This is a genomic window from Aeromonas sp. 25-248, assembly GCF_053005425.1.
Window position 1 is genome coordinate 248914 of sequence record NZ_JBRKTB010000004.1, and the last position, 13582, is coordinate 262495.

At 65.8% G+C, this 13582-nt stretch carries 9 protein-coding genes; 2 read left to right on the forward strand and 7 right to left on the reverse strand.

Going from position 1 to position 13582, the window contains the following annotated elements; translation table 11 throughout:
* The 7 genes from ACVDHI_RS09230 to ACVDHI_RS09260 form a co-directional block, all read right to left on the reverse strand.
* On the reverse strand, positions 1-1653 hold the full coding sequence (locus ACVDHI_RS09230) for an ABC transporter permease (RefSeq protein WP_447212009.1): 1653 nt from the start codon (positions 1651-1653) through the stop codon (positions 1-3).
* Between the two features lie 6 nt (positions 1654-1659).
* Positions 1660-2829, reverse strand: coding sequence for an ABC transporter substrate-binding protein (locus ACVDHI_RS09235; protein ID WP_447212010.1), 1170 nt, complete (start codon positions 2827-2829; stop codon positions 1660-1662).
* 19 nt (positions 2830-2848) lie between these two features.
* Entirely contained in the window at positions 2849-5005 is a 2157-nt protein-coding gene (locus ACVDHI_RS09240; RefSeq protein ID WP_447212011.1) for an FAD-dependent oxidoreductase, read from the reverse strand.
* Positions 5002-5577 carry a carboxymuconolactone decarboxylase family protein gene (locus tag ACVDHI_RS09245; RefSeq protein WP_039039829.1) on the reverse strand — a complete coding sequence of 192 codons (576 nt, stop codon included), beginning with the start codon at positions 5575-5577 and terminating at the stop codon, positions 5002-5004. The genes ACVDHI_RS09240 and ACVDHI_RS09245 overlap by 4 nt, the downstream gene beginning before the upstream one ends.
* Entirely contained in the window at positions 5567-6277 is a 711-nt protein-coding gene (locus tag ACVDHI_RS09250; RefSeq protein ID WP_039039828.1) for a DUF1499 domain-containing protein, read from the reverse strand. The genes ACVDHI_RS09245 and ACVDHI_RS09250 overlap by 11 nt, the downstream gene beginning before the upstream one ends.
* A gap of 127 nt (positions 6278-6404) precedes the next feature.
* Complete coding sequence (locus ACVDHI_RS09255; protein WP_039039827.1) at positions 6405-6683, reverse strand: peptidylprolyl isomerase; 279 nt, start codon at positions 6681-6683, stop codon at positions 6405-6407.
* A gap of 59 nt (positions 6684-6742) precedes the next feature.
* Entirely contained in the window at positions 6743-7138 is a 396-nt protein-coding gene (locus ACVDHI_RS09260; RefSeq protein WP_043154193.1) for a hypothetical protein, read from the reverse strand.
* A gap of 536 nt (positions 7139-7674) precedes the next feature.
* Between ACVDHI_RS09260 and tamA the strand changes: the two genes are divergently transcribed.
* Positions 7675-9450, forward strand: a complete 1776-nt coding sequence (gene tamA, locus ACVDHI_RS09265; RefSeq protein ID WP_447212012.1) for an autotransporter assembly complex protein TamA — start codon at positions 7675-7677, stop codon at positions 9448-9450.
* A 76-nt stretch (positions 9451-9526) separates the two neighbouring features.
* Positions 9527-13300: an autotransporter assembly complex protein TamB gene (gene tamB, locus ACVDHI_RS09270; protein WP_447212013.1), complete on the forward strand. Its 3774-nt coding sequence runs from the start codon at positions 9527-9529 to the stop codon at positions 13298-13300.
* Positions 13301-13582 lie beyond the last annotated feature (282 nt).

Consider the following 13582-nt stretch of genomic DNA (forward strand, 5'->3'; position numbering starts at 1 on the left):
TCAGGGCCTCAGGGCGGGGTTGATGCGCCGCGGCAGCCAGAGCGCCAGGGCATAGATGAACAGGGGCAGCAGCAGTTGCAGCAGGCCGTAGAGCCCCGCCAGCCGCCGGTTGAGGCCGCTGCCGATGGCCACCGCCTCCGTGGTGATGGTGACGACCCGCCCGCCCCCGAACAGCAGGGTCGGCAGGTATTGAGCCAGGCTCACCGCCGCCCCGACACCGAAGGCGAACAGCAGGGGACGGGCGAGCAGGGGACCCTTGACTCGCCACCAGGCCCCCCAGGGGCTGGCCCCGAGCGTGAGGGCCACCCGGGTGAGGCGCTCGTCGAACTGGCGATAGGGGCCGTGCAGGCAGAGATAGACGTATGGAAAGACGAAGATCAACTGGCTCCAGAGTACCCAGCCTGGGCCTATGCCAGTGAATCCCAGCCCGTCGGTCTGAAGGCGCAATCCAAACAGCAGGCTGGCCTGGGGCAGCAGCAAAGGGAGGCAGACAAGCCAGAGGGTGCGTGTGGCGCGGCGCGCAGGCAACGCCTCGAGGCAGAGCACCGCCAGCAGCAGGGAGAGCGCGGCGCAGAGCAGGGCCAGCCACAGACTCTGCCACAGCAGCGGGCCCAGGCTCGGCAGCAGAGCCAGCCAGTGGTGGCTGCTCCATTCACTCGGCCAGAGGGCGGGAAAGGACCAGCGCCGGGTCAGGGACCAGAGCAGCAGGGCGGCGAGCACCAGCAGATTGGTCAGGAGCAGCCCCCACACGCCGATGCGGGCAATGAGTGCGGGCCAGGGCGAGGCGGGGGCGCGTCGCCCATTCAGCCAGCGTGCCTTGCCGAGGGTGAGGTGGGTCCGCTCCAGCAGCCTGAGGGCGCCAAGCAGCAGCAGGTTGAGGGCGAGCAGCAAGAGGGCGCCGCTGGCACTGGCGCCGCGCCAGGCGGGGTCGGCATCCTGATACCAGAGCCAGAGTCGCACCGCCAGGGGCGGCGGGGCATCCGGCCCCAGCAGCAGGGCGAGATCCACCACCGCCAGACCATAGGCGGCCACCGCGTAGAGGGGCAGTCGCAGGGCGGGCCAGAGGGCGGGCAGCAGCAGGCGCCACCAGATCCGGGGGGCACTGAAGCCGAGGCTGGCCCCCAGCCACTGCTGGCGCGCCACCTTGGCGGGATCCAGTGCCGCCAGCGCCATCAGCAGCAGGAAGGGAGTCTCCTTGAGGATGAGCACCACGATGAGGCCAAGCCCCCAGGGATCTTTGAGGGTTTGCCAGTCCGGGGGCTGATGGGTGAGGTCAAGCAGGGGAGCGACGAGGCGCAGCAGCCAGCCGGAAGGAACGATCAAAAAGGCGATGCCGATGGCAAAGGCGACGTGGGGAAGCGCCAGCAGGGGGGAGAGCAGGCGGCGCAGCCAGCGCATCCAGGGACGCCCGTCCCCCTGGGCGAGCAGCAAGGCGGTGACGGCCAGGGCCCCCAGGGTGGAGGTGCCCGCTACCCAGAGGCTCAATCCTGCGGAGTGCCAGAGTCCGGGCTGGGGGAGCAAGAGGGCGAGGTTGGCGGGGGTGAGCCCCTCGATGACCAGCAACAGCAGGCCCCCGGCGAGCGGGATCCCCAGCAGCAAGGCTCCCAGCATCAAAAAGGGCAGCAGGAGGAGAAGAGGGGCGCGCGCCTGCATGATGGATCAGTGGCCGTAGCGCTCGGCCCAGGCTGCTTCCAGCCGCGTCTGCCAGCTGGGGTGGGGCTCTGCCACTCCCTTGAAGCGCAATGCCGGACGGGTCTGGCCTGGCAGCGCCTCCTGGCGCAGCACGCTGGGATCCCCCCAGAAGGCAGGGTCGCTCTTGCGCGCCTGGGCAGCGGGGCTCAGCAGGAAGTTGATCACCACCTTGGCCCCGGCCCGGGCGGAGGCATTGAAGGGGATGGCGAGGAAATGGCTGTTGGTGAGCGCCCCTTTTTCCATGGCGATGGCCTGGACGGTGGGGGGCAGGGTGCCGTTTTGCACCGAACTCTGGGCTTCCCCCGGGTTGAAGCTGATGGCCATGGCCAGCTCGCCGTCATCGAGCAACTGCCTGGTCTCGGCGGCGCCGGTGGGGAAGAGCCTGCCCTTTCGCCAGAGCGCGGGGTGAAGCTGGTCGAGCCAGGCCCAGAGAGGGGCGGTGACGCGGAGGAAGTCGGCATCGGTCGCCTCCCGATAGAGGGGCGCCGGATCTGGTGTCAGCTCCAGCAGGATCTGCTTGAGAAAGCTAGAGCCGTGAAACTGGGGAGGCTTGGGGTAGGTGAAGCGGCCGGGGTGAGCCTTGGTCCAGGCAAGCAGGGCGGCCGCCGAGGTGGGAGGTGCGTCTACCTGGTCGCCATCCACCATCAGATTGAGCTGGCCTATGCCCCAGGGGGCCTCGAGCCCCTCGACCGGCACGGTGAAGTCTTCACTCACCGGCAGGGCGGTGTCCACCAGGGCCATGTTGGGCAGCTCGTCGGTAAAGGGGGCCCCCAGCAGCCCCTGTTCCTTGAGCGCCTTGAAGTTCTCGCCGTTGACCCAGAGCAGGTCGATGGGGCCGTTCGACGTCTTGCCAGCCTGCTTGCCGGCCAGCAACTGGCTCACGCTCTGGGCGATGTCATCCACCTTCACCTGCACCAGCTCGACCTGGTACTGGCGAGCGATCTCCTGCCTGGCCCACACCAGGTAGGCGTTGATCTCGGGGCTGCCCCCCCAGGCGTTGAAGTAGACGGTTTGTCCCCTGGCGGCCAGCAGGGTCTGCTGCCACGATGCGTCATTGGCGTGGAGCGGGGAGGCCAGCAACAGGGGGACAGCGGCCATCAGGGGACGGAGCAGGGCGCGAAGTCGGGTCGTGAACATGATGGTTGCCTCGTCAGAGTCAGGCGCCGCGGCGCCAGCGGTGATAACGGGCCAGCAGCGCCAGCAGGCGCCCGGGCTGGCGGGCACGGCGCCAGGCGCCAGCCACGTACTTGTTCCCCTCCATCAGGGTGGGGTAGGGGTGAACGGTGGCGAGGATCTTGCCAAGTCCCAGGCGGTGGCGCATGGCGAGTGCAAACTCGGCGATCCGCTCGCCGGCGTGAGCACCCACTATGGTGGCCCCGAGTATCCTGTCACGGCCCGGCACCGTCAGCACCTCGACAAAGCCCCCTGACTCGCCGTCGGCGATGGCTCTGTCCAGCTCGGCCATCTCGAAGCGGGTCGACTCGAAGGGGATGCCTCGGGCCAGAGCCTCTTTCTGGTTGAGGCCGACCCTGGCTATCTCCGGACTGGTATAGGTGGCCGCCGGCATGACCCTGTAGTCTGCCCGAAAGCGCCTGAACTGGCCAAAGAGGGCGTTGATGGCGGCATACCAGGCCTGATGGGCGGCAAAATGGGTGAACTGGTAGGGGCCGGCAACGTCCCCTACCGCCAGGATGCTGGGGTAGTTGGTGGCGAGGAAGCCGTCGATGGCCAGGGTGCCGCCGGGGGCCAGTTCAACCCCCAGCGCCTCCAGCCCGAAACCGCTCACGTTGGCCTCCCGGCCAAGGGCCAGCAGCAGTTGGTCCCCCTCAATCACCAGCGTCTCGTCTCCTCGGCGCAGGTGCAGCCGGATGGGCAGGTTGGTGTCTTTACCGTCCATATACCCGGCCGAGGTAGCCTGCCAGCCGAGGTGCAGGGTGACGCCGTCGTGCTCCAGCTGCGCGGCCAGGGCCCCGGCGACGTCCCTATCTTCCCGGGGCAGCAGCTGAGGGCCTTGCTCCACCAGGGTGACGGGGATACCGAGCAGGGCCAGGCTCTGGGCCAGCTCGCAGCCGATGGGGCCCCCTCCCAGCACCAGCAGATGGCGGGGGGGCTCACGCAGTCGCTGCCAGAGGGTGTCGGAGGTGAGGTAGGGAACCCCGTCCAGCCCCGGCAGTGCGGGCACCCGGGGTCGGGCGCCGGTGGCGATCACGATATGACGGCTGGTCAGGCGCTTGCCGTTGACCTCCACCTCCCAGGGGGAGGTGACTCGCGCCCGCCCCTTGATGCACTCCACCCCGAGTCCTTCATAGCGCGCCACCGAGTCGTGGGGTTCGACCTCCTCGATGACCCGGGCGACCCGCGCCATCACGGCGGCAAAGTCGGCGCGGCTCTGGCTCGGGGTAAAACCAAGCTCTGTGGCCTTGCGCTGTTCAATAGCGAAGCGGGCGCTTCGGATCAGCGCCTTGGAGGGGACGCAGCCGGTATGGAGGCAATCCCCCCCCATCCTGTGCTGCTCGATGAGGGCCACTCTGGCTTTCACCGCGGCGGCGATGTAGCTGGTGACCAGGCCTCCGGCACCGGCGCCTATCACCAGCAGGTTGTAGTCAAAGCGCGCCGGCTTGCGGTAGGGGGCGTGCAACCGGTAGAGGGCGAAACGGCGCTGCAAGGCACGCATCAGCCAGGGCATCAGGCCGAGCAGGGTCAGGGCGGCCAGCAGGCCGGGGGAAAAGAGGTTGCCTGTGCTGGTGAGGGTAGCCAGCTCGCTTCCCGCCAGCACGTAGACGAGGGTGCCCGGCAGCATGCCGAGCTGGCTGACCCAGTAGTAGGTGCTGACTCTGATGGGGGTGAGCCCCATCACCAGGTTGACCAGAAAGAAGGGGAAGAGGGGGATGAGGCGCAGGCTCAGCAAATAGAAGGCCCCCTCCTTTTGCATGCCGGCCTGAACGCTCGCCAGCTTGTCGCCAAAGCGCGTCTCGACCCAGTCCCGCAGCAGGAAGCGGGCGCTGAGAAAGGCCAGGGTGGCGCCAAGGGAGCTGGCAAAGGAGACCAGCAAGAGCCCCCACAGGATGCCGAAGACGGTGCTGCCCGCCAGGGTGAGCAGGGCCGCCCCCGGCAGGGAGAGGGCGGTGGTGAGCACATAGATCACCAGAAACAGCAGGCTGGCTGCGACAACATGGCGGTCGACCCAAAGGGCCAGGCGCTCCTGATGAGCCTGCAACTGGGTGAGGCTCAGATAGTGGTCAAGGTCGAGGGCAAAGAAGGTGCCGACCAGGGCCCCCATCGCCAGCAACAGCAGCAGGCGTGCCCGGTTCATCCCTGCCCCTTGTCGAGGGGGCGCTCGGGTTGCACCGGCAACTGGCAGAACCCTTGGGGAGCGATGTCGAGAGCAGCATTGAACTTGGCGGACATGTTCTGGAAGGCGATGAGGCCGGTGAGCTCCACCAGGGCGTCGTCATCGAACCAGGGCTTGAGGCGGGCGGCCTGCTCGTCGCTCACGCCATCCAGCCCGGTCATGGCCTCGGCATAGTCCAGCACGGCCCGCTCCCGCTCGTCGAACAAGGGGCTGTCGCGCCACCGGGCCAGCGCCTCTACCTTGTCGCTGGAGCCTGCCCGCTTGACGAGGGTCATGGCGTTGATGTCGACACAGAAACGACACCAGTTGAGCTGGGAGACCCGCACCGTCACCAGGGAGCGCAGCACGGGGTCGATGGGGGAGCGCTTGCGGTTGATGACGCCGTAGAGGGTGGCGACCGCGGCGAACAGCCTGGGGGAGCGCCCCCAGCACTTGCCCGGGATCAGCACCTGACCGTAGTTGCGTTTTTGCAGCCAGAAGAAGGGGCGGATGAACCAGGCGTAGGCCCGGTCCGGTTTGACCTCAATGCGCATCTTGTTCCTCTTTGAGCTTCTCCATCTTGGGCTTGTAGGCCCCGCCCAGACGCTCGTTCAACCGATTCAGGAAATCGATGATCCGAGCCCGGTTGACCCCCAGATCGCTGCGCCCCTGGCGTGAGGCGGAGCGCATGTCGATACGGGTCTCTTTGGGCCCGGCAAAGACCCGCAGGGCCACGTCATCCTGAAACCCGAACCAGCCGGTGGTGACGACGGCATCGATACCCTCGCTGCCCGGATGAACCTGCCAGCCCAGCTCCGTCATCAGTTCCTCGGCTTCCGCGAGCACTTCGACCGGGGATGCCCGGGTATAGAGAGGACCGGGGTTGCCTGGAAATACTTGCAGGGGCGGGGGGGAGATCGGGAGATCCTCCGGGCTTCTGAGCTGCTCGGCCCACTGGAGCCGTGGCGGATGGTAGGGATCCGTGCTGACGTCGTTGGTGAGGGGGGAGCGCAGCGCCTGGACGAGAAACAGCAGGGGCAGCAGCAGGGGAGCAATGCCCCAGATATCCGGCCAGAGGTTGGTGGTGCGGCGATAACGCCAGGGCAGGCGCAGCAGCAGCACGAGGCTGAGGAGGGCGCTGGCGAGACAGAGGATGAAGCCGAGCCACCAGGGCCAGAGATGGGCGCGGCTGCCAAGGGCCCCGCAAAGGGGCAATAGCCAGGTCAGCAGCGGCCACCACAAAGAGCTGTGCATATGAGGGATCCACGGGTCAGGATGGAACTATGCCCAGAAGGATAAACTTAATTGCCTGATAACGTTAGTAAATGATCATCAATCCCAGGCGTGCGGCTCCGAGAGCCGATGACCTCGTCGCCCTGGATCAGTTGCGATAGAGCACCTTGATGAGGTGGAAGCCGAACTTGGTGCGCACCGGCCCCAGCACGGTCAGCAGCTCCCCCTTGAACACGGCATCGTCGAAGGACTTGACCATGTCCCCCTTGGAGAACTCCCCCAGATCGCCGCCACGCTTGCCGGAAGGGCAGGTTGAGAAACGCTTGGCCATCTGGCTGAAGTCGGCGCCCTTGGCGAGCTTCTCCTTGATCTCCAGACACTGTTTCTCGGTCTTGACCAGGATGTGCTGGGCACAGGCTTTTTTCATCGGAATGCTCCTCGGCGAGGGGAAAGGGGGCGCAAGATTACTGCAATTGCGCCTCCGCGTCAGCCCCTCGGGCGCGAGACCCGGCTCCGGGGGCCGGCGGCCAGGGGGACCCTGGCCCGGGATTGCCAGAGGATCTCCAGCCCCAGCAGGGCATAGAGGCTCCAGATGGCCAGGGGGTTGAGCCAGTTGCCCCCCATCTGCAGAGTGGCCAGGGCTGCGCTCACCAGCAGCAGAACTATGCCGGGCAGGCGCCAGTGGGCAGACAGGGGAGCGAGCAGGGCCATGCCCAGCAGCAGGGCCAGGCCAAAGGGCAGATTGAGCGCGGTGAAGGCGAGGGCCTGCTGGCCGTTCATGCCGGTCAGCAGGGCCAGCAGGGCGCTGCAGCAGGCCAGGAAGGTGATGAACTCGAGTCGGTCGGCGATGTAGTCAGCCAGTTGTTCGCTACGTAGGTGCATGGGGTCTCTCCTGCGATGATTGGGATCAGTGTGGGACAGGCAGGAGCGCAGGGGCAGCGGGATAAATCGATTGAATTGAACGAAGCTTTAGTGCCATCTATTCAAGTGATTGATTTAAACTTATTTTCCTGTTCAATAGCAGGCAGGATGGGGAAGAGGGCGCGGAGCAAGTCGAGGGGGACGGGTTGACGAAACCCGCCGGATGCGGGGTGTCCGACAAGGGTTGTCGCGACGAGCCGGACCCTGCTGCCAGCCCAAGGCCGCCAGGGGAGATCCGGCGTGGCGGGGTCGGTGGTGGCGTTTTGTTCGCCCCTTGCCCGGATTGTGCGCAGTTTGGCTCCTCACACCCGGCTGGCTCCTTGCAGGGCCGAAGCGATCCCCGCACCGGGGGTGGCAGAGCGGCACGCAAAGGGGCCCCGAGCGTGGGATTTCGCCGTCGCGATTATGCTAGGATGAGCGGCACTCGCCCGGGATGAGTCTCGGTATCGTACTAAATAACACAATCTTTAAATCATGTTATTCGGGGAAACTGACGTTTGACAGGATGCTATCCTACTTTTCTCACCGGGAGCACTTCATCCGGGCGATCCCGTCGCCCCGGGCCCGGTCTCTTGCTGCTCGCCCTCGCTCTCTGGCTGATGGCGATGCCCGCCATGGCGGCCAAGTTGACCTACCAGATCAAGGGGGTCAGGGGAGAGCAGAAAGACAACGTCGAGGCCTACCTCAACGCCCTGCCCGTCTACCAGGAACGCCAGTACCGCCCCGCCCGCGCCAAGATCACCGAGAGCGTACAGAAGGCGCTGCAGGTCTATGGCTACTACCAGCCCAAGATCACCCTGAACCGCGACAAGAAGGCGCCCGCCAAGGTGGTGATCGAGATTGAGCGGGGGGAACTCGTGATCATCTCGCGCCTCGACATCCTGCTGGAAGGGGATGCGGGGAGCGACGAGGTGTACAGCGAGCTGCTGGACAAGCTGCCCCTCAAGGAGGGAGATCCCCTCAACCACGGCAAATATGAATCCATCAAGGCGGATCTCGGCAGTCTGGGGCTGGCCCGCGGCTATTTTGACGCCAAGATCAGCAAGAGCCAGGTCAAGGTTTTCCCGGAACAGGGCAAGGCGGAGATCTACATCCTGTTTCGCTCTGGCCCGCGTTACCATTTCGGCGAGATCCGCTATGACGCGACGCCGGAGGCACTGCACCTGATCCGCCCGCTCATCAACATCAAGAGCGGCGACCCCTATCTGGCGATCCGTCTGGCGGAGATGTCCCAGGATGTCTCCTCCACCAAGCTGTTCAAGCAGGTGGACATCAAACCCCTGATCAGCCAGGCCGAGGGCAACCGGGTGCCGGTGCAGGTGACCCTCTCCAACCGGGTCGATCACGAGATTGAGACCGGTATCGGTTATGCCACGGACGTGGGGCCGCGCCTGAGTGCCACCTGGGAAAAACCCTGGGTGAACCGCTATGGTCACCGCCTCTCCAGCACCGCCAAGATCTCGGCGCCGGAAGCGGAGCTCAGCTTCGACTACCAGATCCCGGTGGGCAACCCGCTGCGGGATTACTACTCCCTGCAGGCGGGCTATCAATACACCGACAACAACGACACCCGCTCCGATCTGGCCACCTTCGGGGTGCACCGTTGGACACGCCGACCGGAGAGCTGGGACAGAGACGTCTTTGTGCGCCTGGAGAACGAGCGCTACGTCCAGGGTCAGGACGAGGGGAACAGTCTGCTGCTGATCCCCGGTGTCTCCTGGTCACGGCTGCGGGTGCGCGGCGGTCTGGTGCCGGATTGGGGGGATCGCCAGCAACTGACGATGGAGTTCTCGAGTCCCTATTGGGGGTCCGACATCAGCTTCATGCGGGTGTGGGGGCGTAGCAAGTGGCTGCGCACCCTGGGCGAAGATCACCGTTTCCTGATGCGGGCCGAACAGGGGGCCATCGTCGGGGATGATTTCTCCCTGGTCCCCCCCTCCCTGCGCTTCTTCACCGGCGGCGATCAGACGGTCCGGGGCTACGGTTACGAGACCATTTCGCCACGGGGGGACGATGGCAAGCTGACCGGCGGACGCTACGCCAGCGTCGGCAGCCTGGAGTACAACTACCGCTTCAGCGAGAAGTGGCTCGGCGCCCTGTTCGTGGACGCCGGGACCGCCACCGTCGACTACAGCGAGGCCTGGAAGATAGGCACCGGGGTCGGGGGGCGCTGGGTCACCCCCATCGGTCAGGTCAGGCTCGATCTGGCGGTGGGCATCTCCGAGGAGGACAAGCCGCTGCGGCTGCACTTCGCGCTGGGGCCGGAACTATGACCCGGCAACCAGGCGCACATCCTCTTCTTTCTCTTTTCTGGCCGCTGCGGCTGCTTTCCTTGCAGGGGTCTGCATCGTGATCTGGGTAAAACGCATTTTCTTGTGGCTCATGGGCCTCTTCTTCCTGCTGCTCATCGGCGTCAGCCTGCTGGGCTTCACCCATCAGGGCAACAAGTGGTTGTGGCAACAGGCCAGAGCCGCGCTGCCCTCCCTCAAGGGGGAGCTGGTGGCGGGGCAACTCGGGTATGGCTGGACCTTCGAAGGGGTTGGCTGGCGGGACGAGCTGGTGGATGTCACCGTGGAGCGGGCCGTGCTGGACTGGGATCTGGGCAAGCTCCTGCAGGGCAAGCTCTGGATCAAGTCTCTGGCGGTGACTCGCCCCGTTGTCCGGGTGGCGGAGTCCGAGCCGGTGCCGGAAGAGCCGTCGGAGCCCTTCGTCTGGCATCCGTTGCCGCTCAAAATCCAGGTCGACAGCCTCAAGGTTGCCGATCTCGATGTGGCGGTGCCCGGCGTGACGATCACCCTCAAGGATCTGGACATTGGCGCCGCCCTGGATCGCGCCGGGCTCATCGTGCGCGGCCCCGTGCTCGATGGCCTGAACGTGGTGGTGGCACCGTCCCCGGTGGAGGCGGCCAGTGACAAGGGCGCCAAACCGGTGGATAAGAAAAGCGCCACCCTGGCGGCCGGCGAGGGCAAGGCTGCCCCCGGTGACAAGACGCAGGCCGCAAGCAAGCCCGAGCCCATGGTGCTGCCGGCGGTGCGACTGCCTTTCCCCATCCAGCTGGAGGGGCTGAAAGCCACGGCGTTCCGTTATCAGCAAGGTGAGCTGGTGGAGGGGCTAGACAACCTGTTGCTGTCGGCCACCGCCGAGGAGGAGCGCATCGACATCCGGGAGCTCTCCTTGCGCCATGCCATGGCGGATCTGGCCTTGCGTGGTCAGGTGCGCCTGCACGAGGATTACCCCCTCGCCCTGACTCTGGATGCCAAAGCGCGTCAAGGGCTGCTGGACGGGGAGCTCAAGGGGGAGCAGGTCAATCTCGTCCTGGACGGTTCTGTGGGCAAGCTTGGGCTGGCACTCAAGGCCAAGGGGCCGGTGGGCGCCAATCTCAAAGGATCCCTTGCGGCCCTCGACCCGGATCTGCCCTTCGATCTGGCGCTGGACTGGAAGAGCCTCTCCTGGCCCCTGCACAAGCCCGCCAAGGATGAGCCCAGCTATCGGCTGGACAAGGGCACCCTGAGCGCCAAGGGCAAGCTCTCCGGTTACCAGTTTGCGCTCAACACCGCCGGCAAGGGGACCGATGTGCCCCCCTTCAAGGTGGCGCTCTCGGGCAAGGGGGATCTCAACCAGCTGAGCCGTATCGAGCTGCTGCTGGGGGCCCTCAAGGGGGAGCTCAAGCTCGACGGCAAGCTGGCCTGGAGCAAGGGGGTCCAGTGGCAGGGGACGACCGAATTCAAGGGGATCAACCCGGCGGAGCTGGTGCCCGAGATCAAGGGGGCACTGGCGGGCAAGATCACCAGCCGCTTCGATCTGGATGAGGCGGGCCACTGGCAGCTGGCCCTGCCCGAGCTCAAGGTGGATGGCAAGCTCAACCAGTATCCCCTGGCCTTGCAGGGCAGGCTCAGCGGCAACGACAAGATGGAGTGGACCATCCCGGCCCTGGCGCTGCAAAGCGGCCCCAACCGGCTGCAGGCCAAAGGCTCGCTCACGACCCAGGCCTGGAAGCTGGATGCGGATCTGGATGCGCCCAAGCTTGGGGGCATCTATCCGGGTCTGGGAGGGGACATCAAGGGCCAGGTGCGCGTCACCGGCAACCAGCAGGCGCCGCGCGTGAATGCCGATCTGGTGTCGGGCCGACTCGCCTACGCGGGCACCGTCCTCAAAGAGACCGTCATCAAGGCCAACGCCCTGGTCGGGGAGAAGCCCGCCGGTGAGGTGGCGGTGACGGTGGCGAGCCTGGCGCAGGGGGAGACCAAGCTCTCGCAAATCGCCCTGAACCTGAGCGGCGATCTCGAGCGCCACGGGCTCACCTTGACCATGAAGGGGGATCCCCTGGCGGCAGACCTCAGCCTGAATGGCAGCCTGCGCGGTGACCACTGGCGTGGCGCCCTTGCCGAGCTGAAGCTCAAGACCCCCCTCAAGCGCTGGGCGCTGACCGCCCCCTGGTCTCTGGACCTGGATCTGCCGAAACAGCAGTTGACCATGGGGGATCTCTGCCTCGCGTCCCAGAAGGCCAGTCTCTGCGTCAAGGGGAGCCGGATAGCCCAGTCCCAGGGCAATCTGGAATTTGCCCTGAACGAATTTGATCTCAAGCGGCTGCGCCCCTGGTTGCCGGACAATTTCCGCTGGCAGGCGGTGCTGTCGGCCGACGGGCGCGCCAGCTGGCGCGGCAACCAGCCGACCCTGCACGCCACCGTGCGTACCACGCCTGGGACCTTCGTCGCCGACGAACTCAAGACCGACTACCAGCGCCTCGAGCTCGGGATCGACTTCGAGCGCCAGCAGGCCGCCATCCGGGTCGATTTCGCCTCCGAGCAGATAGGCAACATCGACACCGATCTGCTGATCCGGGATCCCGCCGGCCGCGGCAACCTCGGCGGTCAACTCAGGTTTGACGATCTGAAGCTGGCGACCTTTGCGCCCCTCATTCCCGAAGTGCGCTCCCTGCAAGGGGTCATCTCGGCGGATGCCCGCTTCGACGGCACCCTGGCTGCCCCCCTGCTGTATGGCGAGCTGAACCTGAAGGAGGGGGAGGTTCAGACCCACTCCGACATGGTGACCCTCTCCAAGCTGGTGACCCGCCTCAAGATAGAAGGCAACCGGGCCGAACTCGACGGCTCCATGATGGTGGGCAAAGGCCCCCTGGTGCTGGGGGGCTGGCTGAGCTGGGCCCAGCAGCCGGTGACCGGCAGCCTCACCATTCAGGGCAAGGAGCTGGAGGCCCAGTACCCGGGCATGGGCCGGGTCAGGGTGACCCCTGACATCGCCATCTCTCTCGGGGAGGAGACCAGGGTGACCGGGCAGGTGGACATCCCCTGGTCGCGCATCCTGGTCAAGAGCCTGCCAGACAGCGCGGTAGCGGTCTCCGATGACGTCACCGTCATCTACGACGATCTGCCGCCGGTCCCCAAGGCGGCACCGCTGCCCATGGAGATCAGGCTCGCCATCCGGCTCGGGGACGACGTCCGCCTCGAAGCCATGGGACTCAAGACCAAGGTGGGAGGGGCCCTCAACATTCGCCAGGATCCCTCCAAGCCGCTCTCGGGCAACGGGCAACTGGAGCTCAGGGACGGGCGCTTCAAGGCCTATGGCCAGAACCTCATCATCAAGGAGGGGCGGATCCTCTTCTCCGGCCCCATCGATCAGCCCTATCTCAACATCGAGACCTATCGGGATCCGGATACCATCGAGGACAACGTGACCGTCGGGGTGCGGGTGACGGGGCTGGCCACCAAGCCGAAGATCACCGTCTATTCCGAGCCGCAGATGGCGCAGTCCGAACAGCTCTCCTATCTGTTGCGGGGCAAGGGATTGCAGACCAGCGGCGAGGATGGCGGCTTCAACGGCCTGCTGGTGGCGGGGGCCGTGAGCCAGGCGAGCGGCGTGGTCTCCAGCATCGGGGAGTCCCTCGGCATGAGCGACGTGGCCCTCGATACCGCAGGCAGTGGTGATGACACCCAGGTGACCCTGTCGGCCTACTTGCTGCCCGGCTTGCAGTTCCAGTACGGGGTCGGGGTGTTCAGCCCCATCGCCGAATTCAAGCTGCGCTACGAGCTGATGCCAAGGCTCTATCTGCAGGCCATGAGCGGGGTGGCCCAGGCGGTGGATATCTTCTATCGCTTCACCCTGTAAGGGGCGCGGATGACAAGACAGATACCTGGGGGGACGCTTATCCCCCTCTGCCCGACCTGCCGATGACAGCTGTCGCCAGCAGGTTCGGGGTGAGAGCGTGCATATATTGACGGGAGGCCTGGCCTCCCGTTTTTTTGTAGAGAAGAAGGGGATTTGTGGAAGGCAGAAAAGCGAAAACCCGGCACAAGGCCGGGTTCTCTGAAAGATGGTGGAGGGAGAAGGATTCGAACCTTCGAAGGCAGAGCCGTCAGATTTACAGTCTGATCCCTTTGGCCGCTCGGG

Excerpts from the sequence above, each read along its gene's own strand:
- ACVDHI_RS09230 (WP_447212009.1), bottom strand. The coding sequence starts at position 1,653 with ATGCAGGCGCGCGCCCCTCTTCTCCTCCTGCTGCCCTTTTTGATGCTG.
- ACVDHI_RS09235 (WP_447212010.1), bottom strand. The coding sequence starts at position 2,829 with ATGTTCACGACCCGACTTCGCGCCCTGCTCCGTCCCCTGATGGCCGCT.
- ACVDHI_RS09240 (WP_447212011.1), bottom strand. The coding sequence starts at position 5,005 with ATGAACCGGGCACGCCTGCTGCTGTTGCTGGCGATGGGGGCCCTGGTC.
- ACVDHI_RS09245 (WP_039039829.1), bottom strand. The coding sequence starts at position 5,577 with ATGCGCATTGAGGTCAAACCGGACCGGGCCTACGCCTGGTTCATCCGC.
- ACVDHI_RS09250 (WP_039039828.1), bottom strand. The coding sequence starts at position 6,277 with ATGCACAGCTCTTTGTGGTGGCCGCTGCTGACCTGGCTATTGCCCCTT.
- ACVDHI_RS09255 (WP_039039827.1), bottom strand. The coding sequence starts at position 6,683 with ATGAAAAAAGCCTGTGCCCAGCACATCCTGGTCAAGACCGAGAAACAG.
- ACVDHI_RS09260 (WP_043154193.1), bottom strand. The coding sequence starts at position 7,138 with ATGCACCTACGTAGCGAACAACTGGCTGACTACATCGCCGACCGACTC.